Source organism: Aromatoleum toluclasticum ATCC 700605 (assembly GCF_000378245.1).
Classification (GTDB): Bacteria; Pseudomonadota; Gammaproteobacteria; order Burkholderiales; family Rhodocyclaceae; genus Aromatoleum; species Aromatoleum toluclasticum.
In genome coordinates this window covers 79,085-99,263 of record NZ_KB899499.1, presented here as the reverse complement: position 1 = coordinate 99,263, position 20,179 = coordinate 79,085, and the positions used below count along the sequence as shown (strand labels likewise).

Below are 20,179 nucleotides of genomic sequence, written 5' to 3'. Positions count from 1 at the left end.
GTCGAAAGCGGGGTCAGGGGTTGGTGGCGAAATGGCTGGCGATCAGCGAGAGCTGTTCGTCGCTGTAGCCGCGCACGATCTGGTGCATGACGGTCGCGGGTGCCTCGCCGCTGCCGAATGCCCGCAGCCGGTGCAGGATCTTGTCGGCCGACAGGCCGCCGATGCGCGGGATCGCGTTCGGTTCGGGGGCGTCGGCCGAATGACAGGGGGTGCAGTTGGCGGCAAGGTTGCGCGCGTGGAGATCGCTGAGGTCGGCGGCGTGGGCGCCGCCGGCAAGCAGGCACATGGCAGCGAGGGTAGACTTGCCGGTCACGGACGTTCTCCATGCGGTGGCGCGTGCGCGGGACTGGGCAGTATAACGCGCGCGGCAGGCGCGTCCGGGTGACGGCGGAGCCGGTGTCGAGTGAATGGAAATGCGGGAGCAGGGATGGATAGTCGGCGCAGGGATGTGCTGAAAGCGGGGGGCGGACTGGGGATCTGGTCCTTGCTGGCGGTGGCCGGGATCGTGAGCCCGGCGAGGGCTCAGGACGCGAGGAACGTGGCCGCGTTCGAGGCCACCACGCTGGACGAAGCCCTGCAGGCGCTGGGGGCCCGGGACGCTGCCGAGAGCGGGGCGATCCGCATCGTGGCTCCGGATGTCGCGGAGGACGGGCGTGCGGTGGCGATCTCGGTTTCGAGCGAGATCCCGCGGACCGAGCAGATCGTGATCCTCATCGAGGAGAACCCCTGGAAGGTCGCGGCGAGTTTCCGCCTCTCGGGCGCGATGGCGCCGGCGATCCAGACGCGCGTCAAGATGGCACGTTCGACGCGCGTGCATGCGCTGGTGAAGGCCGAGGGGCGCCTCTTCGCGGCGCGGCGGGAGGTCACCGTGACGGTCGGAGGCTGCGGGACATGAGCGCGCCGACCCGCATCCGAGCGACGCTCAAGGAAGGAGCGACGGAATTGCGCATGCTGTTCAGTCATCCGATGGAGAACGGTTTGCGCAAGGACGCCGAGGGCCAGCGGATTCCGGCGCACTTCATCATGGAGGTGAGCGTGCGGCGCAACGGGGAAATCGTGCTGGCGGCGGATTTCGGGCCGTCGATTTCAACGAATCCCTATCTCGCCTTCAGCATCGCCGGCGGTGCCGCGGGTGACGAGATCGTCGTGAGCTGGCGCGACAACCGCGGCGAGACGCGCAGCGACACGATCCGGGTGGCGTAGCGCCTCAGGCACCGGGGGTACGGCCGCGGCGCGCGTGCAGGTGACAGAAGCGCAGTTCCTCGGGATAGGGGAAGAAGTCCTCGATGTAGCCGCTGCGGATCGACGCCTGCGTACGCTGCCAGAAGGCCGGCGTCAGCAGGTCGCGGTGGTGTTTCAGGAAGGCCTGGCGCACGCGCGGGGCGCCTAGCAGGAAGGTCGCGAATTCCTCGGGGAAGACGTCCATCGGGCCGGTGGAGTACCACGGCTCGCTCGACATCTCCATCTCCGGGTAGGGCGCTTCGGGGATGTGACGGAAGTTCATGTCCGTCATGTACTCGATCTCGTCATAGTCGTAGAACACGACGCGGCCGTAGCGCGTGACGCCGAAGTTCTTCCACAGCATGTCGCCGGGGAAGATGTTCGCCGTGGCCATCTCGCGGATCGCGTTGCCGTATTCGCGCACCGCGTCTTCGACCTGTTCGTCGCCGGAGCGCTCGAGGTAGATGTTGAGCGGTGTCATGCGACGTTCGATGTACAGGTGCTTGACGATGACCGAGTCGCCGTCGATCTCGTAGGCGGTCGGTGCGAGGGCCTGCAACTCTTCGAGCAGTTCGGGATGGAAGCGTGCCAACGGCAGGGCGGCGTTGGAGAACTCCAGCGTGTCGGCCATCCGGCCGACGCGGTCGACGCGTTTGACGATCAGGTACTTGCGTTTCACGGTGGCGCGGTCCGTGTTCTTCGAAGCCCCGAACACGTCCTTGATGACCTTGAATACGTAGGGGTAGGACGGGAGTGTGAACACCAGCATCACCATGCCGCGGATGCCCGGCGCGATCACGAACTGGTCGTTGGAGTGGCGCAGGTGCGCGATGAGGTCACGGAAGAACATCGTCTTGCCCTGCTTGCCCAGCCCCAGCATCGTGTAGAGCTCGGAGCGGTGCTTGTTGGGCATGATCGAGCGCAGGAACTGCACGTAGCCCGACGGCACTTCCATGTCGACGAGGAAGTAGGCGCGCGACAGCGAGAACAGCACCGAAATGCGCCACGGGTCGAGCAGGATGGTGTCGATCTCGAGCCGCCCCGCGGCGTTGTGGCGCACGGCGATCGCAAACGGGTATTCCTGGTAGCCGTTGATGGCCTTGCCGATGATGTACGCGGTCTTGTTGCGGTAGAAGGCCGAATACAGCACCTGGATCTGGCAATTGACCTCCATGTCCGGCCACTCGCCGAGGTGCCGGTGTGCGGTGTGCAGGATCAGGTCGATGTCGCGGTCGAGGTCTTCGAAGGAGCGCTGCCAGTCGAAGTCCTCGACGATGCGGCGCACCGTTGTGCGCAGGCCCGCGTCGCGCGGGTAGTAGCTGCTGTAGACGGGCGGGTAGGACTCCATGTATTCGGTGGAGATCGCCGGGCGCGCGAACAGGTAGTCGTTGTTGAAGTACGTGCGGTGCAGGATCTTGCAGCACACCGAATTGAAGAAGGTCTCGGCGAGCTCCGGCTGCTTGTGACGGATCAGGATGCCGATGTAGTGGAGCTTGGCCTGCTGCCAGGTGTCGTCGTCGACCGAATCGGCATCGAACTCGTCGTGCAGGCGGCGCACCGTCTCTTCCACGCGCTCGTCGTAGAACTCGACGCGCTCCCGTACGGCGTCGAGCTGGGCCTGCCACTCGGCGGCCTCGAAGCTTTCCTTCGCCCGCCGCGAGGTCTCGCGGAAGATGCGATAGTGCTTGTTGAAACCTTCGATCATCGCCTGGGCGATGGCGTGGGCGAGCGGATTTTCGCCGACGGCTGCGTCCATGGAGCGCCTCGCGCGGGGGTTCGGCAGGCCCGCCTTCGGGGGCGGGACCTGCGCGACATATTAGCCCGGAAGCGCGCCGTCCTCGAGTTCGCCGGAGACAGCGGCGAGGAAATCCCGGCCCCAGCGCCGGATGTCGTTATGCTCGACGATCGAGAACAACTCGCGGAGCCGGGTAGCCGCCTCGGTCGGATCCATTGTGATCGCGTGATGCAGCTGCGCGGCGAGATCCGCGCCATCGTGCGGATTCGTCAGGACTGCGCCGTGCAGTTCGGCCGCCGCACCCGCGAACTCCGACAGCACGAGCACGCCACGGCCGTCGAGGATGCCCTGCGTTGCGACGTATTCCTTGGACACCAGGTTGAGCCCGTCGCGCAGCGGGGTAATCCACATGACGTCGGCCGTCGCGTACCACGCGACGACCTCGTCGAACGGCAGCGCGCGGAAGAAAAACTGCACTGGCGTCCAGCCGACGCGCGAGAAACGGCCGTTGAGGCGGCCGACCGCCTGCTCGATCTGCGTCTGAAGCCCGTCGTAGATCGTCATCTCCTTTGCAGCGGGCACGCACACCGCGAGCAGCGACACTTCGCCCTGAAGCTCGGGATGTTCGTCCAGCAGGCGTTCGAACGCGACGAGCTTCTCGAGCGTGCCCTTCGTGTAGTCGAGCCGCTCCACCGACAGGATCATGCGCGTGCCGCCAAGCCCCTCGCGCAGCTCGTCGATGCGCGCGCGCGTTTCGGGGCGATCGAGGATCGCGCGGATGCGCCCGACGTCGAGTCCGACCGGATGGGCGCCGAGCCCGATGCGCCGGCCGTGCACCTCGAAGGCCGTCGTCATCTCCTCCAGGCCGACGGCGCAGCCGTACGTGAGGTAGCGCGGCGCACAGTTGCGCTGCTCGAGTACCGTGAGCGGTGCCACTCCCCGCACCACGTCGAGGAAGTTCTCTGCTTGGCGAGGGATATGGAAGCCGATGTAATCGCATTGAAGCAGGCTGCCGATGATTTCGCGCCGCCAGGGCAGCACGTTGAAGACGTCCGCGGAAGGAAAATAGGTGTGATGGAAGAACGCGATCTTCACATCCGGCCGCAGCTCCCGCAAAACCGCCGGCACCATCCATAGGTTGTAGTCATGCAGCCACACTACGGCACCTTCGGCGGCTTCGGCCGCCGCCCGCCGGGCGAAGAGCCGGTTGACCTTCAGGAAGACGCGCCAGTCCTCGTCGCGAAACTGTGCCCGTTCCCAGAAGGTATGCAGCGTGGGCCAGAACGCTTCCTTCGAGAAGCGCTTGTAGAACACGTCTACGTCGTCCTTCGTCAGCGGCACCCGTGCGGCGACGAGTTGAGGATAGCGGTCGCGATCGACGCTCGTGTGTACCTCGAAGGGGATCGCCTTCCTGGGGTCGTGCACCGACCACGCAACCCAGGCGCCGGGGCGGCCGTCGCCGAAGTAGCTCAGCAGGGTCGGGATGATGCCGTTCGGTGAGCTGGGCGGGCGGCGCAAGACACTGCCCCCTTCGTTCACTTCCTCGTACGGCAGTCTGTGATAGACCATCACCAGCTCGCTCCGCCCGGGCGCGTCGGCGTCGGGCAGCTGCGCATCGATGCCGGCCGGGCCGAGAAAGCCGAAGTGGGCGATCGCCTCCAGGATGCCTCCGCAGCCGGGCGAGCGCGCATGCAGAACCCCCGCCCGCGCGCGTGTCGCCTCAAGCAGGGCAGTTTCCGATTCCCCGACGCATACTCCGCGGAAGCCTTGCCGGTACATCGACAGGTCGTTCAGCGTGTCGCCGGCGACGAGCACCGCGTCGCGGTCGAAGCCCTGGGCGCATACCAATGCATCGAGCGTGCTGCCCTTGTTGACGCCCCGTGGCAGGATGTCGAGATAGCGGTCGGCCGAGTAGAGCACGTCGCAGCCCAGGGAATCGGCAATCGCCTGCAGGTCGCTGTCCACGGTGCCGGGTGCGCAGAAATACGAACAGCGCCGCTGTTGAGGGACCTCCTGGCGCTCGATGCCGGCAAAGGATCCCAGCGCCTGGGCCACGGTCCGCTCGCCGGGCCAGCGCGCGTCGATTTCCGCCTGCAGGGGCTGTATCGGTTTCAGCGTGCGGCCATCCACGACGGTGGCGCCAACGTCGCAGATGATGTAGTCGGGCGTCGGCACCGAAGGATCCGACAGCAGCGGCATCACGACTTCGAGGCCGCGTCCGGTCACGAATACGAGCTTGATCTGCGGGTGGGCGTTGATCAGTTGGTACAGGCGAAGGCGCTGTTCGGGGTGGCCGGCAAGAAAGGTGCCGTCGAGGTCGGTCGCAAGCAGCATAGGCTGTCCTCCTGAATGGTCCGGCCCGCGCAAGGCTTTGGCGTCGCGTCGTTCGGGACATCTTGGGGGGAGAGGGGCGGCAGTTGCGGAATGCCGCCCCGGCGATGGTCGCAGCCGGAAGAGGGGTCGGTGCGAATGAAATTACAGGAAATGAATTGCAGGAAATATATTGCTACAAATATATTAACTGATTTCCGGCTGCAGGCCAAGGTCGGGCTGTGCGTCAAGCCCGGTGCCGAGCTCCGGGGTGGGGAAGGGCCGCGTTTCGGCAGACTGCCGAAACAGCTTCCATTCAGCATTGTCATGAACGAGGCGCGGGTCCGGAAAACGCCTGCATCCCCGCCGCGCAGAGGGTCTGGGCCAGTCCGAGGGTTTATCTTGTGTCTTATATAAGACAAAGATTGCGATTCTGGCGACTAACTACGGCGTCCGAGGGTCTATAATTATGCGCCGCCAGAAAATGTCCGGATGCTGTCAGGCCTTTAACGGATGTGTCTCGGCCGGCTCCTACGTCCGCTCGGCTATCCGCCACAAAGAGATATAGAGGGAGAAACGCATGACCAGCAAGAATTCGACGATCATCTACACGCTCACTGATGAGGCGCCGCTGCTGGCGACCTACTCGCTGTTGCCGATCATCGAGACGTTCACGGCGCCGGCAGGTGTGACGATCCAGAAAAGCGACATCTCCGTGGCCGCCCGCGTGCTGGCCGAATTCTCGGATTGCCTGACCGATGCACAGAAGGTCCCCGACAACCTCGCCGAGCTGGGCCGCCTGACCCAGGATCCGGACACGAACATCATCAAGCTGCCGAACATCAGCGCCTCGGTTGCGCAGCTGATGGCCTGCATCAAGGAACTCCAGTCCAACGGCTACGCCATCCCGGACTACCCGGAGAATCCGACGACCGAACAAGAGAAGGCGCTCAAAGTCCGCTTCGGCAAGTGCCTGGGTTCCGCGGTGAACCCCGTGCTGCGCGAAGGCAACTCCGACCGCCGCGCGCCTGCGGCCGTCAAGAACTACGCGAAGAAGCACCCGCACTCGATGAGCGAGTGGAAGCAGTGGTCGCAGACCCACGTCTCGCACATGGAGCACGGCGACTTCTATCACGGCGAAAAGTCGCTGACGCTCGACCGTGCGCGCAACGTGAAGATGGAGCTCGTCACCAAGAGCGGCAAGGCGATCGTGCTGAAGCCGAAGACCGTGCTGCTCGACGGCGAGATCATCGACTCCATGTTCATGAGCAAGAAGGCGCTGTGCGAGTTCTACGAGCAGCAGCTCGACGACTGCCGCGAAGCCGGCATCCTGTTCTCGCTGCACGTGAAGGCGACGATGATGAAGGTCTCGCACCCCATCGTCTTCGGCCATTGCGTGAAGATCTACTACAAGGAAGCCTTCGAGAAGCACGGCAAGCTGTTCGACGAGCTGGGCATCAACGTCAATAACGGCATGGCCACGCTGTACGAGAAGATCGAGACACTGCCCGAGTCGAAGCGCGACGAGATCATCCGCGACCTGCACGCCTGCCAGGAGCACCGTCCGCGCCTGGCGATGGTCGACTCGGCCAAGGGCATCACCAACTTCCACTCGCCCAACGACATCATCGTCGATGCCTCCATGCCGGCGATGATCCGCGGCGGGGGCAAGATGTGGGGCGCAGACGGCAAACAGTACGACAGCAAGTGCGTCATGCCGGAATCGACCTTCGCCCGCATCTACCAGGAGATGATCAGCTTCTGCAAGTGGCACGGCAACTTCGATCCGGCCACGATGGGCACGGTGCCGAACGTCGGCCTGATGGCGCAGCAGGCCGAGGAATACGGTTCGCACGACAAGACCTTCGAGATCCCGGAAGACGGCGTCGCCAACATCACCGACCTCGATACCGGCGAAGTCCTCATGTCGCAGAACGTCGAAGCGGGTGACATCTGGCGCATGTGCCAGGTCAAGGATGCGCCGATCCGCGACTGGGTCAAGCTCGCCGTCACGCGCGCGCGCAACTCGGGTATGCCGGCGATCTTCTGGCTCGACCCCTACCGTCCGCACGAGAACGAGCTGATCAAGAAGGTGCAGAAGTACCTCAAGGATCACGATACCAGCGGCCTCGACATCCAGATCATGTCGCAGGTGCGTGCGATGCGTTTCACGCTTGAGCGCGTCGCCCGCGGCCTCGACACCATCTCGGTGACCGGCAACATCCTGCGCGACTACCTGACCGACCTGTTCCCGATCATGGAACTGGGCACCAGCGCGAAGATGCTCTCCATCGTCCCGCTGATGGCCGGCGGCGGCATGTACGAGACCGGCGCGGGCGGTTCGGCGCCCAAGCATGTGCAGCAGCTGGTCGAGGAAAACCACCTGCGCTGGGATTCGCTCGGCGAATTCCTCGCGCTGGCGGTGTCGCTCGAGGAGATGAGCCTCAAGACCGGCAATGCCAAGGCGAAGCTGCTCGCGAAGACGCTCGACCAGGCGACCGGCAAGCTGCTCGACAACGACAAGTCGCCGTCGCGCCGCACCGGCCAGCTCGACAACCGCGGCAGCCACTTCTACCTCGCCCTGTACTGGGCCGAGGCGTTGGCTGCGCAGACCGAGGATGCCGAGCTGAAGGCCCGTTTCGCGCCGCTCGCCAAGTCCCTCGCGGACAACGAGCAGAAGATCATCGCCGAACTCAGCGCGGTGCAGGGCAAGCCGGTCAACATCGGCGGTTACTACTATGCAGATCCGGCCAAGACCGAAGCGGTGATGCGCCCGAGCGCGACGCTCAATGCGGCGCTCGCTGCCTTGAATTCCTGACGGCGAGCTGTGCCGGCCCAGGTCCCGAGCGGGCTGGGCCGGCGATCCGGAAAAGCCAGCGCATGCGCTGGTTTTTTTTCGGCATCCCTCCGCGCGAGCCAAGCGGCCCTGCCCCGGTACGACGCTCCGCGGGGCGCCGGCGTCGCAGGACCGGCCCGATTTTTTGCGCCATAATCTCAAGCTGGATCGGGGAGTATCATCCGCATTGCATGGCCCGGCCGTGATCCGCCGGCGAGATGGTCCCCCGCTGCAAGCCAAGGGTTTTCAGCGACGAGCTGAATCGAGCGAGACACATCCACATGAAGAGGGAGTAGGCATGAGCGCATCCAAGATCAAGGTTCCCGCAGGCGGCCAGAAGATCGTCCCCGGCCAGGCAGTTCCCGACCAGCCGATCATCCCCTTCATCGAGGGCGACGGCATCGGCGTCGATATCACGCCCGTGATGATCAAGGTCATCGACGCGGCGGTCGCGAAGGCATATGGCGGCAAGAAGAAGATCCACTGGATGGAGGTCTACGCGGGCGAGAAGTCGACCCAGCTGTACGGCCCGGACGAGTGGCTACCGAAGGAGACCTTCGACGCGCTGAAGGAATACTCGGTTTCCATCAAGGGCCCGATGACCACCCCCGTCGGCGGCGGCATCCGTTCGCTGAACGTGGCGCTGCGCCAGGAACTGGACCTGTACCAGTGCGTGCGTCCGGTGCGCTACTTCAAGGGCGTGCCCTCGCCGCTGAAGCAGCCGGAACTGACCGACATGGTCATCTACCGCGAGAACACCGAGGACATCTACGCCGGCATCGAGTGGGCGTCGGGCTCCGAGCAGGTCAAGAAGGTCATCGCCTTCCTGCAGAACGAGATGGGCGTGAAGAAGATCCGCTTTCCGGAAAGCTCGGGCATCGGCATCAAGCCGGTGTCGGTCGAAGGTACGCAACGCCTGGTGCGCGCCGCCATCAGGTATGCGATCGACAACGACCGCAAGTCGGTGACGATCGTGCACAAGGGCAACATCATGAAGTTCACGGAGGGCCTGTTCCGTGACACCGCGTACAAGCTCGCGCAGGAAGAGTTCGGTGCCCAGCCGATCGACGGCGGACCGTGGTGCAAGTTCAAGAATCCGAAGACCGGCCGCGAGATCGTCGTCAAGGACGCGATCGCCGACGCCTTCCTGCAGCAGATCCTGCTGCGTCCGGCCGAATACGACGTGATCGCGACGACCAACCTGAACGGCGATTACATCTCGGACGCGCTGGCGGCGCAGGTCGGCGGCATCGGCATCGCGCCGGGGGCGAACATCTCGGACCAATACGCGTGCTTCGAGGCGACCCACGGGACCGCGCCGAAGTATGCCGGGCTGGACAAGGTTAACCCCGGCTCGCTGATCCTGTCGGCCGAGATGATGCTGCGCCACCTGGGCTGGACTGAGGCGGCCGACCTCGTCATCAAGGGCATGGAGGCGGCGATCGGCGACAAGGTCGTGACCTACGACTTCGCGCGCCTGATGGAGGGGGCGCAGGAAGTGTCGTGCTCGGCCTTCGGCGATGCGATGATCGCGCGCATGTAAGCCACCGATTTCGAGCCAGGCTCGAATATCCATCCCGACGAGAACCGCTCGCCGCAAGGCAAGCGGTTTTTTTTCGTCGATGCAGTCCGCATTTTTGCAAATGGGCCCATTAAAAATTTTTTAGCTTTGTAAGCGAACAGTAAGGGAGTGTTTCAACAATCCCACTGCGGCCTTGTCGGTCGAGCAACTCCGGCCGAGTGTCACCCAAGGCGCAAACTATAAGAGGAGACATGATGGACGACACAAGTGCAGCGTATTGGCGTGCGACCCTGGGGTTGCTCGTGAAGGTTATGGTGATCTGGTTCGTGGTCTCGTTCGGGGCGGGCATCCTGTTTGCGCCTGCGCTGAACGCCATCTCCCTCGGCGGTTATCCGCTTGGGTTCTGGTTCGCTCACCAGGGGTCGATCTATGTGTTTGTGGTGCTGATCTTCTGGTACGCGAAGAAGATGGGTGACATCGATCGCCAATTCGACGTTCACGAAGACTGAGGGCCGCGACATGGATCTGCAAACCACAATCTACCTCGTTGTCGGCGCGTCCTTCGCGCTGTACATCGGCATCGCCATCTGGGCGCGTGCGGGCTCGACGTCCGAGTTCTACGTCGCCGGCGGCGGCGTGCCTCCGGTCATGAACGGCATGGCGACGGCGGCCGACTGGATGTCGGCGGCCTCGTTCATCTCGATGGCCGGCCTGATCGCCAACATGGGCTACGGCGGCGGCCTGTTCCTGATGGGATGGACCGGTGGCTACGTCCTGCTGGCGTGCCTGCTTGCTCCCTACCTCAGGAAGTTCGGCAAATTCACCGTGCCCCAGTTCATCGGCGACCGCTTCTACTCGAAGACCGCCTCGACCGTGGCCGTGATCTGCCTGCTGACCGCGTCGATCACCTACATCATCGGCCAGATGACGGGTGTGGGCGTCGCGTTCTCGCGCTTCCTCGGCGTGTCGAGCGAAACAGGGATCTACGTCGGTATGGGCATCGTGTTCATGTACGCCGTGTTCGGCGGCATGAAGGGCATCACCTACACCCAGGTGGCCCAGTACATCGTGCTGATCCTTGCCTACACGGTTCCGGCGATCTTCATCTCGCTGCAGCTGACCGGCAATCCGCTGCCGCAGCTGGGCCTCGGCTCGGACATGGTCGGTAGCGACGTCTCGCTGCTCACCAAGCTCGACCAGGTCGTGACCGAACTGGGCTTTGGCAAGTACACGACGACCACGGCGGGCAGCACGCTCAACATGTTCGTCTACACGATGTCGCTGATGATCGGTACCGCTGGTCTGCCGCACGTCATCATGCGCTTCTTCACCGTGCCGAAGGTCTCCGACGCGCGGATCTCCGCCGGCTGGGCGCTGGTGTTCATCGCCATCCTCTACACGACCGCTCCGGCTGTCGCGGCGATGGCCAAGATGAACCTCATCCGCACGGTCAACCCCGGCATCGTCATGCAGAACGCCAGCCCGTACAACCCGGAATCGCAGATCCAGTACGAGGCCCGTCCTGACTGGATGAAGCGCTGGGAGAAGACCGGCCTGCTCAAGTTCGAGGACAAGAACGGCGACGGCCGCATTCAGTACTACAACGACAAGTCGAAGAGCGAGGAATTCAACGCCAAGGCGACCGAAGCGGGCTGGAAGGGCAACGAGCTGACGGTCAACGCCGACATCATGGTGCTGGCCAACCCGGAAATCGCGCTGCTGCCCAACTGGGTGATCGCGCTGGTGGCCGCGGGCGGTCTGGCTGCCGCGCTGTCGACCGCTGCCGGCTTGCTGATGGCGATCTCCGCCGCGGTGTCGCATGACCTGATCAAGGGCGTGTTCATGCCGGACATCAGCGAGAAGGGCGAGCTGATGGCGGGCAAGATCGCGATGGCGGTTGCGATCGTGATCTCCGGCTGGCTGGGCCTGAATCCCCCCGGATTCGCTGCCGGCACCGTGGCCCTGGCCTTCGGTATTGCGGCCAGCTCGCTGTTCCCGGCAATCATGATGGGCATCTTCAGCAAGAAGATGAACAAGGAAGGCGCCGTCGCCGGCATGCTCGCGGGTCTTGTCGTCACCCTGATCTATGTGTTCGCGCACAAGGGCATCTTCTTCATCAAGGGCACCGAGTTCGTCGACCTGATCGGCGGTGCCAACAGCTTCTTCGGCATCACGCCGGAAGCCTTCGGCGCGATCGGTGCGCTGGTCAACTTCGGGGTCGCCTTCGTGGTCGACAAGGTCACCAAGGAGCCGCCGGAGCACATCCAGCATCTGGTCGAGAGCGTGCGCGTGCCGCGCGGCGCGAAGGCGGTCGATGGTGCCCACGCCCATTGATCGGTAACTGAAGCGTATGCAGCATCGTGGTGCCGCCCCGCCGTCCGGCAGGGCGGCACCGCACTACCCGGCCGTGCCGGGGTGGTTTATCCCGCGGCGCGCGAGTGCCGCAAGAGTCTGGAGCGTCATATGGCTTTCGACGTTAGCATCGCCCTCAACTGGATTCTCTTCCTTGCACTGTTTCCGATCGCCTTCTATTGGCTGCGGCGGGCGTGGCGCATCATCGTCCGGCGGGATTTCGCCGACGTTGCGCTCAAGCGCGGCCAGCCGCCCGCAAACCCGCAGAAATTCGCGCCATATGCGGCGGTCATCAATCTGCTCGGCGGCGGCGTGGTCGCCTATGTGATCTTCGGTGTGCTGGCCGGCGCGCTCGCCTACGAGACCTGGAGCGCGCTCGCCGGTGGCACCATCTGGTGCAAATTCCTTGCCGATTTCATCCTGAGCCGCCATGCCCACCCTTTCGTTCTCCGAAAGAAGGGTGATGCGGCCCCAGCCGTGGCCGACTGAGGGGCGTCGCCAGGTGTTGCCGGGTCGTGTCGCGGGTCAGCGCTTTTCGCCGATCTGGTACTTGCGGTCGAGGTGGTTCATCGCGAGCACGTAGATCCCGATCAGGATGACGAAGGTGATCTGCGAGCCCTGGGCGAAGATGTAGAAGCCGAGCGGGAAGCTCATGAACGAGAAGCGGTTGAGCTCGTCGGCGTAGTAGCCGGCGACGAAGCTCACGAGAAACCACACCGACAGCAGCGAGAAGGTCAGCACCAGATTGCTGCGCCAGTACGCCCGGTGCTGTTCGGTGAGTTTCATCGCGTTCCCTCGTCCGCCTTACTGGCCGCTGCCGTGGCCCGTCCAGGACTTGGCGAGACGCTGCTGCACGTCCTGAGGGGCGGGCTCGTACCCGGCTGCCGTGATCGAGAACTCGCTCTCACCGGCGCAGATGGCCTTCAGCCGCGCCTCGAAGCCTTCCATCTCGGCTAGCGGCAGGATGGCGGTGAGCAGTGTGAAGCCGCTCGCCGGGCTTTCGGTCGTCGTGAGGTGGCCGCGCCGGCCCGCGAATTCGCCGCTGACCTCGCCGAAGTTGCTGTCGGCGACCTTCACCGTGACGCTGACGAGCGGTTCCAGCACGACAGGCCGTGCCCCGAGCAGTGCTTCGAGCGTCGCATGCCGGCCGGCGGAGACGAAGGACACCTCGTTCGAGTCGACTGCGTGCGCCTTGCCGTCGACCAGTACGACCTTGACGTCCTGAACCGGGAAGCCGGCGAGCGCACCTTCGGCCAGCGCCTGGCGCACGCCCTTTTCGACCGCGGGCAGGAAATTGGTCGGGATCGCGCCGCCCTTGACCTCGTTGCCGAGCTCGATGCCCGAGCCTCTTGGCAGCGATTCGACGCGCAGGGCGACTTCGCCGAACTGGCCGGCGCCGCCGCTCTGTTTCTTGTGCCGGTAGCGCGCCTCGGCCGTGCCGTTGATGGTCTCGCGATAGGGGACGGACGGCGTCGCCGTGTCGAACTGCAGGTTCCAGCGCGCGCGCAGCTGTTCGAGGATGATCTTCAGGTGCAGCTCGCCGAGTCCGCGCACGACGGTCTGGCGGGCCTGGTGGTCGAAGCCGACTTCGAGGCACGGGTCTTCGTCGAGCAGGCGCACGAGGGCTTCGGCGAGCTTCTGTTCGTCGCCGTGCTTCTGCGGGATCAGCGCGAGGCCGAACACCGGCTGCGGGTAGCTGGCGGGTGCGAGGTGGTAGTTGTCCTCGTCGTGCGAGTCGTGCAGCACCGCGTCGGGGTGGATGTCATCGACGCGCGCGACCGCGCAGATGTCGCCGGGCACGCCCAGCGGCGTCTCTGACTGGTTCTTGCCCTGCAGCCGCAGCAGGTGGGATACCTTGAAGGGTTTGCGGCTGTCGCCGATGTAGAGCTGCGTGTTGGGGCTGATGCGCCCCTGGTGGATGCGGAACAGGCCCAGCTTGCCGCGGTAAGGATCGTTGGCGACCTGGAACACGTGTGCGATGACATGGCGTTCGGGATCGGTGGCGACCTCGACTTCCTGCGCGTCGGCGCCGTCGCCCTTGAGGAAGCGGGGCGGGTTGCCTTCGGTCGGGTCGGGCATGAGGCGGCCGAGGATGTCGAGCAGTTCCTTCACGCCGGCGCCGGTGCGGGCGGAGACGAAGCATACCGGGATCAGGTGGCCTTCGCGCAAGGCCTGCTCGAAGGGGGCGTGGAGCTGCTCGGGATCGAGCGATTCGCCCTGTTCGAGGTAGCTCGCCATCAGGGCCTCGTCGAGTTCGACGACCTGGTCGACGATGCTGTCGTGCGCGGCGGAGACCGACGAGAACGCGGGCTCGCGGTTTGCGTCGGGGGCGAAGAAGCAGTCGATCACCGCGTCGCCGCTCGCGGATGGCAGGTTGATCGGCAGGCATTCGCGTCCGAAGGTCGCGCACAGGTCGTCGAGCAGCGCGGCGAGCGATGCCGGGGTGGCGGCGTCGATCTTCGACACGACGACGAGGCGGCATTTGTCGCGCGCGGCCTCCATCATGCGGCGCGTGCCGCTTTCGATGCCGGCCGCGGCGCTCACGAGCACCGCGGCGGTCTCGACCGCGGGCAGCGCGGTAAGGGCGCGGCCGGCGAGGTCGGGCGTTCCCGGGGTGTCGAGGAGATTGACCCAGTGTCCGGCCCATTCGAGGTGCGCGAGCGAGGTCGACAGCGAATGCCCCATCGCCTTTTCCTGGGGATCGAAATCGCTGACGGTATCGCCGCGCTCGATCGTGCCGGCGGTGCCGATGGTGCCCGAGGCGACGAGCAGGGCTTCGAGCAGGGTGGTCTTGCCGCAGCCGGCGTGGCCGAGCAGGGCGAGGTTGCGAATGTCGTGAACCGAAGCAGGTGTCATGGACTTGTCCTCACGTGGCCTTTGCCTAGCAGTTTCCCCCTGTCGCCACGGCTGTGCAACGGTTTCGCGGCTATGCTCACGCGCTGCGCAGCCCCAGCAGGCGCGTGGCTGCGATCGCCAGCAGCGGCAGCGCGAGTCCCAGCACCAGGACCGTCACGAGGAGCTGTCCGAGTTCGGAGTAATCCGCGGGCACGGTGACCGCGGCGCTCGCGGCGTCGCGCACTTCGCGGGTGATGGTGTAGATGCTGTTGAGGTACTTGGTGCCGAGCTGGGAGGCCGACAGGGCGAGGTTCGTGAATGAGGCCATTACCGCGAAGAAGGTGGCCTTGAGGTGGGGCGGGGCGGAGTTTGCGATCCACGCGAGCATCGGCACCATGGACACCTGTCCGAGGGGCGATTCCAGCGCCGTGTTGGCGATGGCGATGAAGCGGGCGTCGACGAGCCCGCCCGTCGCGGCAGCGGTCCACTCGTGCAGGCCGTGGAACATGCCGACGATGGGTAGCGACAGCAGCGTGCTGGCGACGGTCAGGAAGATCACGATCTGTGCGATCGACTTTTCGGCCATGAAGCGGCGGAAGAGGAAGAGGCCTGCGAGCGTGAGGGTGCTGGTGATGAGATCGAGCCGCGATAGGAAGCTCTGGTCGAAGCCCAGCTCGTCGATCATCCACCAGCTCGCGCCGGCGCCGGGGCCCGGCATGGCGCGGAAGACGAAGATCACGATCACGGTGCCCAGCAGGGTGCGGCGGGCGTCGTCGGAGAGTTCGCGCACCAGGCGGTAGATCATCACGCCGATGATTGTGAAGGACGCGCCGAAGATCAGTTCCTGCCCGTAGCCGAGGCCGGACAGGCCGACCGCGAGTGTCAGCGCGACGAAGACCGCGCTGCCGCCGAGGATCCACCAGTTGGGGGCGGTGGTTTGCTCGGGCGCGTGGACGAGGCGGTCGATTTCCGCTGCGCCATGGCCGAGGCTGGCGAGGCGCCGGGCCTCGCGGCGCTTGAGGATGCTCGCGAGCAGCACGCCGCTCACCGACAACACGGGGATGATCAGCGCGAGTTCGTAGATGCGTACGTAGATCGCGATCTTGTCCGCTTCCGGCAGCGTTTCGCTGCCCTGGAACATCGCGACATTGGCCAGCGACACGAGCACGGTGCCGCCGATGATCGCGACGCGGCCGAGCATCTGCATCGTGGTGTGCATCAGGCGCACGGTCTCGTCCGGGAAGGGGCGGCCGTCCTCGCCGATGCGCGGCACGGCTTCGACCGTCATCGCGTCGGCGACGGCGTCCTGCATCACGTAGCCGATCGGCGCGAGCAGCGTCGACAGGACGAACCAGGCTTCGGCGGACATCACCTCGCGCATTGCGGCGGGGTTGCCGATCAGTCCGATCATGATGATCAGGCTGGCGGCGATGAGCGAAGCGCCGAGGTAGACCAGCCCGGCCTTGTGCCGCCACAGGAGGTCGACCAGATGGCCGATGGGCATCTTGAGGGCCCACGGGATGCCGGCCCAGAACCCGAGCGCGGCGAGGAAGGAGGCGGAGAGGCCGAGGTAGTCCTTGACGAAGAAGGTGCCGACAATGCCGGTGAGGCCGGAGACGCCCGCCGCGACATAAACCATCAGTGGCGGGAGGTAGGACAGGCGCATCTCGCGGCCGAGTTCGAGGATGTTGCGGTCGAACCAGCGAAGCAGGGCGGTGATCAAGGTCGGGTTCCGTCGGGAGGTAGTCGGGAGGGAAGGGTCACGGCCGGCATCAGTGCAGGAGCGACTCGAGCCAGGGCAGGATCCACGGCAGCATCGCCGCGGTCAGCAGGCCGTTGAGACCCATCGCCAGCGCGGCGAAGGCACCGGCCTGTTCGCTGACCTGGAATGCGCGCGCGGTGCCGATGCCGTGTGAGGCGATGCCGATCGCGAAGCCGCGTACGGCGTGGTCCTCGATGCGCAGCAGGAGGTATACGTAGCGGGCGCCGACGGCGCCGAGGATCCCCGTGCTCATGACCAGCACCGCGGTGAGCGAGGGCAGGCCGCCGAGGCGTTCGGCGACGCCCATCGCGATCGGCATCGTGACGCTCTTGGGCGCCATCGACATCACCGACTCGCGGCTGGCGCCGAGCAGCGCGGCGATGCCGACGGCAGACAGGGCCGCCGTCAGGGAGCCGGCGACGAGCGTGACGAGGAGCGGCAGCAGCATGCCCTTCAGGCGTTCCCACTGCGCGTAGAGCGGAATCGCCAGCGCGACCGTTGCCGGGCCGAGCAGGAAGTGAACGAACTGCGCGCCGTCGAAGTAGGTCTGGTAGGGCGTGCCGGTGAGCGTCAGGACGAGCACGAGGACGGTCACGGCGACCATCACCGGATTGAGCAGCGGGTGGTGGTTCGCGCGGCGGTAGAGCCACAACGCACCCTGATAGGCGAGCAGCGTCAGGGTCAGGCCGAGCAGCGGCGTCGTGGACAGGTAGACCCAGATTTCGCCGAGTGCGGGCTTCATTGCGGGTCCTCGCCGTGCGGCGTGTGGCGGGAAAGTGCGCGGAGGAGCAGCGCAGAAACCGCGATCGACAGCAGCGTGCTCGCGATAAGTGCCACCGTCAGCGGCAGCCATTCGTCGGCGAGGCGCTGGAAGTGGAGCATGACGCCGGTGCCGGCGGGGATGAACAGCAGCGAGAGATGCTGCAGGATGCCCGTGGCCGTGCCGCGCAGTTCCGCGCTGGGCCCGCTGCGCAGGACCAGGGCGGCAAACATCAGTCCCATGCCGATGACCGGGCCGGGTATGGGGAGTCCGAGCCCGCGGGCGAGTGCCTCGCCGACGAGCTGGAACACAAGCAGAACGGTAAGTGCGCCGATCATCGGATTGGGGTGGTTCCCGTGGTGTGGGTGGGTGCCCATTCTAGTGGCTGCGGCGATGTCGGCGTAAGGTGCGCGTTTCCTTCGGTCAGGCGGGGGCCGGCGGAGGGCTGCATATCGGTGACGACGGCAGGCGGACAGTCCCATTTTGGGGATACTCGGTGGCCGTCAACGGAAATGTTGCATCGCCGCGGCCAGAATTTCTGGTTCAATGACGTATACGGCGCCTCGCGATGCATCGCGAACGGGAAAGCGCCGTGCCGAGGGCTCTCGACGCAGTCGGGAGGAGAGAGTCTCCGCCATATCGCGCTGCAGCAAACAACAGCGACGCGTCATTGCGGTTCGGGAATCAATACGGGGTGGAGATGGGGGTAAGGAAAGCTGCGGCGGCCCTGGCGGCCGTCTTCGCCTGGCCGGCTTTGGCCGCGGAGTCGATCGGTCCGCTGGCCCGGGTGGTCGAGGATCCCTATTTCGACGAACTGCCCGTCGTCCTGTCGGTGTCGCGCCTCGCGCAGCCCCTGCACGACGCGCCGGGCTCGGTCACCGTGATCGATGCCGACACGATACGCACTTCGGGAGCGCGCGATCTCGCGGATCTCCTGCGCCTGGTGCCGGGCTTTCTCGTCGCACACTCGACCAACGGTGCGCCGAATGCCGTCTACCACGGCATGACCGACGAAAGTCCGCGCGGGTTGCAGATCCTGATCGACGGGCGCTCGCAATACAGCCCGCTGTTCTTCGGCGGCGTCGCATGGAGCCTGATCGATGTATCGCTCGACGAGATCGAGCGCATCGAGGTGATTCGCGGCTCGAATTCCGCGGCCTATGGCTCGAACGCGTTTCTCGGCGTCGTGAATATCGTCACGCGCTCCGCCGCCGAGACACAGGGCGTCCGTGTGCGCGCAGGACAGGGGAACGACGGCGTCGAGGACCGGTATGCGCGGGTGGGCACGCGGATCGGCGAAGGATCGCTCCGCGTTTCCGCGGAGACCTTGCGCGACAACAACATCAAGCACTTCGACGACAGGCGCGAGCACCGGCGCATCAACCTGCGCGCCGACATGCCATTGAGTGCCGCCGACGAGTTGCAGGTGGAGGCGGGAGCCGTCGATTTCCGTCTGCGCATGGGCGAGGCGGGCGAGACGCTGAATCCGGCGCGCGGGATCGAAGCAGAAAAGACCTTCGGATCGCTGGCATGGCAGCATGCCACCAGCGACGGCGGCGCGATCTCCTTGCGGTACACGCATACGACCGAGCGTTATCGCGACGACTACACCGTGTCCGATCCCGATCTCGACAAGCTCATCGGTTCAGTCGGATTGCCGACGCCCTTCCTGCTCGAGATCGATCAGCGCATCGACACGATTCGCGACGAACTCGAGTTCCAGCATACCCTGCTCCCCAGCGACACCACGCGTTTCGTCTGGGGCGCTGGTGCCCGCTACGATGCGGTTGAAGGCCGGCAATTCTACGGCCGCGACGGTGACGCCGTGCGGCAAGCCGTGCACCGGCTGTTCGGTAACTTCGAATGGCGGCCGTCGGATGCCTGGACGACCAATCTGGGCATGACCTGGGAAAACGATTCGCTCTCGAATACGTCGCTGGCACCGCGGCTGGCGGTGAACCATCACCTGTCACCGAGGCAGACGCTGCGCGCCGGCGTTTCGCGCGCTCACCGTATTCCGTCGCTGACCGAGGCGAAGTCGCGCGAGCACTATGGTGCGCTCGACACGACGCCGTTCCGGCTTCCATTCGGCGTGATCCCGCTGGAAATACAGCGTGACGCAAGCGGGCGCCTCGACAAGGAGGTGATCGACGTCACGGAAATCGGATATCTCGGCGATTTCCGCGAGCAGGGCGTGTTTGTCGACGTCCGTGTGTTTGAGGAGAAGGTCAAGGATCGCATCATGCCTGTTTCCCTGGCGCTTTCCCCGCCCGACTGCGAGGTGCGCGGACTTGGTCGCTTGCGCCGGCGTCCGCCGGAATGCGGCAACTACATCGACTACATGAACGCGCAGGACCTCGACATCCGGGGGGCGGAGTATCAGCTGCGCTGGTCTCCCCTGGATGGGACGGATTTCACGCTCAACCAGTCGTTCATCGTCATCGACTCCAAGGCCGATGCGGAGTTTGCCGCACTCGGGCAGAAGGATGCGGCGAAGGCGGAACGCCACATGGAGAACTCGGCCCCGCGGCGCGCGACGATGCTGCGGTGGGTGCAGAAACTTCCGGCCGGAGCGGAATTATCGATGGCGCATTTCCGCTACGGACGGTTCCAGTGGACGCCCAACACGGCGGTCAAGGCATTCCACCGCACGGACGTGCGGGTGGCGTATCCGTTCCGGATCGGCCCGACGCGCGGTGAAGTCTCATTGACGGGGCAGGGGGTGGACGGTCGTCGGGCCGAGTTCAAGGAGCGTGACGCCGACGGAACCTCGCAGGTGCAGGCACAGTTCATCAGTCCCCGCGTCTGGGCCGCCATCGCGCTCGAATTCTGAGTGGCGGCCCGCG

The 20,179-nt window shown here is 65.2% G+C and carries 16 protein-coding genes; 8 read left to right on the top strand and 8 right to left on the bottom strand.

Going from position 1 to position 20,179, the window contains the following annotated elements:
• Nucleotides 1–13: 13 nt before the first annotated feature.
• On the bottom strand, nt 14–313 hold the full coding sequence (locus F464_RS0115870; RefSeq protein ID WP_026296053.1) for a c-type cytochrome: 300 nt from the start codon (nt 311–313) through the stop codon (nt 14–16).
• Nucleotides 314–427: 114 nt separating this feature from the next.
• On the opposite strand from F464_RS0115870, the gene soxY reads away from it, so the two are divergent.
• Together soxY and soxZ are read left to right on the top strand one after the other, a co-directional pair.
• On the top strand, nt 428–895 hold the full coding sequence (gene soxY / locus F464_RS0115865; RefSeq protein WP_018990822.1) for a thiosulfate oxidation carrier protein SoxY: 468 nt from the start codon (nt 428–430) through the stop codon (nt 893–895).
• Nucleotides 892–1,203 (top strand): thiosulfate oxidation carrier complex protein SoxZ, encoded by a 312-nt coding sequence (gene soxZ, locus F464_RS0115860; protein ID WP_018990821.1) that lies wholly within the window; start codon nt 892–894, stop codon nt 1,201–1,203. The genes soxY and soxZ overlap by 4 nt, the downstream gene beginning before the upstream one ends.
• Before the next feature lie 4 nt (nt 1,204–1,207).
• On the opposite strand, the gene aceK is transcribed toward soxZ, so the two are convergent.
• Nucleotides 1,208–2,977, bottom strand: coding sequence for a bifunctional isocitrate dehydrogenase kinase/phosphatase (gene aceK, locus F464_RS0115855; RefSeq protein WP_018990820.1), 1,770 nt, complete (start codon nt 2,975–2,977; stop codon nt 1,208–1,210).
• 60 nt (nt 2,978–3,037) lie between these two features.
• On the bottom strand, nt 3,038–5,290 hold the full coding sequence (gene ggpS, locus F464_RS0115850; RefSeq protein WP_018990819.1) for a glucosylglycerol-phosphate synthase: 2,253 nt from the start codon (nt 5,288–5,290) through the stop codon (nt 3,038–3,040).
• Nucleotides 5,291–5,846: 556 nt separating this feature from the next.
• Here ggpS and F464_RS0115845 point away from each other — a divergent pair.
• The 5 genes from F464_RS0115845 (at nt 5,847) to F464_RS0115825 (ending at nt 12,465) form a co-directional block, all read left to right on the top strand.
• Nucleotides 5,847–8,084 carry an NADP-dependent isocitrate dehydrogenase gene (locus F464_RS0115845; protein WP_018990818.1) on the top strand — a complete coding sequence of 746 codons (2,238 nt, stop codon included), beginning with the start codon at nt 5,847–5,849 and terminating at the stop codon, nt 8,082–8,084.
• A gap of 316 nt (nt 8,085–8,400) precedes the next feature.
• Nucleotides 8,401–9,645: an NADP-dependent isocitrate dehydrogenase gene (icd, locus tag F464_RS0115840; protein WP_018990817.1), complete on the top strand. Its 1,245-nt coding sequence runs from the start codon at nt 8,401–8,403 to the stop codon at nt 9,643–9,645.
• 230 nt (nt 9,646–9,875) lie between these two features.
• Nucleotides 9,876–10,133 carry a DUF4212 domain-containing protein gene (locus F464_RS0115835; protein WP_088179122.1) on the top strand — a complete coding sequence of 86 codons (258 nt, stop codon included), beginning with the start codon at nt 9,876–9,878 and terminating at the stop codon, nt 10,131–10,133.
• Nucleotides 10,134–10,143: 10 nt separating this feature from the next.
• Entirely contained in the window at nt 10,144–11,958 is a 1,815-nt protein-coding gene (locus F464_RS0115830; RefSeq protein ID WP_018990815.1) for a sodium:solute symporter family protein, read from the top strand.
• A 129-nt stretch (nt 11,959–12,087) separates the two neighbouring features.
• Nucleotides 12,088–12,465 (top strand): hypothetical protein, encoded by a 378-nt coding sequence (locus tag F464_RS0115825; protein WP_018990814.1) that lies wholly within the window; start codon nt 12,088–12,090, stop codon nt 12,463–12,465.
• 36 nt (nt 12,466–12,501) lie between these two features.
• On the opposite strand, the gene F464_RS0115820 is transcribed toward F464_RS0115825, so the two are convergent.
• The 5 genes from F464_RS0115820 to F464_RS0115800 form a co-directional block, all read right to left on the bottom strand.
• Nucleotides 12,502–12,762, bottom strand: a complete 261-nt coding sequence (locus F464_RS0115820; RefSeq protein WP_018990813.1) for a DUF4212 domain-containing protein — start codon at nt 12,760–12,762, stop codon at nt 12,502–12,504.
• Nucleotides 12,763–12,780: 18 nt separating this feature from the next.
• On the bottom strand, nt 12,781–14,832 hold the full coding sequence (fusA, locus tag F464_RS0115815) for an elongation factor G (protein WP_018990812.1): 2,052 nt from the start codon (nt 14,830–14,832) through the stop codon (nt 12,781–12,783).
• A gap of 76 nt (nt 14,833–14,908) precedes the next feature.
• Nucleotides 14,909–16,534 carry an MFS transporter gene (locus F464_RS0115810; RefSeq protein WP_018990811.1) on the bottom strand — a complete coding sequence of 542 codons (1,626 nt, stop codon included), beginning with the start codon at nt 16,532–16,534 and terminating at the stop codon, nt 14,909–14,911.
• Nucleotides 16,535–16,583: 49 nt separating this feature from the next.
• Nucleotides 16,584–17,315, bottom strand: a complete 732-nt coding sequence (locus tag F464_RS0115805) for an LrgB family protein (RefSeq protein WP_018990810.1) — start codon at nt 17,313–17,315, stop codon at nt 16,584–16,586.
• Nucleotides 17,312–17,671, bottom strand: a complete 360-nt coding sequence (locus tag F464_RS0115800) for a CidA/LrgA family protein (protein WP_018990809.1) — start codon at nt 17,669–17,671, stop codon at nt 17,312–17,314. Before F464_RS0115800 ends, F464_RS0115805 begins: the two co-directional genes overlap by 4 nt.
• A gap of 230 nt (nt 17,672–17,901) precedes the next feature.
• Here F464_RS0115800 and F464_RS0115795 point away from each other — a divergent pair, with 230 nt between their 5' ends.
• On the top strand, nt 17,902–20,166 hold the full coding sequence (locus F464_RS0115795; RefSeq protein WP_232428953.1) for a TonB-dependent receptor plug domain-containing protein: 2,265 nt from the start codon (nt 17,902–17,904) through the stop codon (nt 20,164–20,166).
• Nucleotides 20,167–20,179 lie beyond the last annotated feature (13 nt).